The following is a 1083-nucleotide window of genomic DNA, read 5'->3' as shown; positions in this document are numbered from 1 at the left end:
GGGGAGGACAACCCGGGGAACTGAAACATCTAAGTACCCGGAGGAGAGGAAATCAATCTCGAGACTCCCCGAGTAGCGGCGAGCGAAAGGGGACCGATGGCCAAACCGTCGAGCGGGCATACCCGGCAGGGGTTCCGCCGACGGGGTTGCAGGGCCGCGCATCCGGGGGCTGCCGCCCCCGGGCGCAGGTCCGGCTGGGGAGCGGAACGGCATGGGAGGGCCGGCCGCAGCGGGTGACAGCCCCGTACGCGAACCCAGACCGGACGGCGCGACGCGGTCCCTGAGTAGGGCCGGGCACGTGAAACCCGGTCCGAACCTGGGTGGACCACCATCCAAGCCTGAGTACTACCCTGTGACCGATAGCGCACCAGTACCGTGAGGGAAAGGTGAAAAGCACCCCGGGAGGGGAGTGAAACAGTACCTGAAACCGTGCGCCCACGAGCAGTCGGAGCACCCTTTTAGGGTGTGACGGCGTGCCTTTTGTAGAATGAGCCAGCGAGTCGCTGGCGCGGGGCGAGGTTAACCGAAAGGGAGCCGGAGCGAAAGCGAGCCTTAACAGGGCGACTTGAGTCCCGCGCCGCGGACGCGAAGCCGGGTGAGCTATCCGTGGGCAGGCTGAAGCGGGGGTAAGACCCCGTGGAGGGCCGAACGCACGTCGGTTGAAAACGGCGGCGATGACCTGCGGATAGGGGTGAAAGGCCAATCAAACCCGGAGATATCTCGTTCTCCCCGAAATAGCTTTAGGGCTAGCGTCGCGCGTTCACCGCCGGAGGTAGAGCACCGGATGGACGAGGGGGCTTCGCCGCCTACCGAATCCAACCGAACTCCGAATGCCGGCGGCCCAGAGCGCGGCAGTCAGAGCATGTGGGCTAAGCTGTGTGCTCGAGAGGGAAACAGCCCGGACCGCCCGCTAAGGTCCCCAAGTTCCAGCCGAGTGGCAAAGGATGTGCGTCCGCCCAGACAACCAGGATGTTGGCTTAGAAGCAGCCATCCATTCAAAGAGTGCGTAACAGCTCACTGGTCGAGTGGACATGCGCCGACAATACACGGGGCTAAGCTGGACACCGAAGCGGCGGGATTTTA

1 rRNA gene is annotated in these 1083 nt (G+C 64.2%); it reads left to right on the top strand.

What is annotated here, in order from left to right:
* Positions 1 to 1083: ribosomal RNA gene (locus NBH09_RS09970) — 23S ribosomal RNA — on the top strand; the annotation flags it as partial.

This window comes from Collinsella sp. BG-O-102, assembly GCF_023656745.1.
In the GTDB taxonomy this organism is placed as follows: Bacteria; Actinomycetota; Coriobacteriia; order Coriobacteriales; family Coriobacteriaceae; genus Collinsella.
Note: the sequence above shows the minus strand (reverse complement) of the source record. Positions and strands in the feature narration are given on the sequence as shown.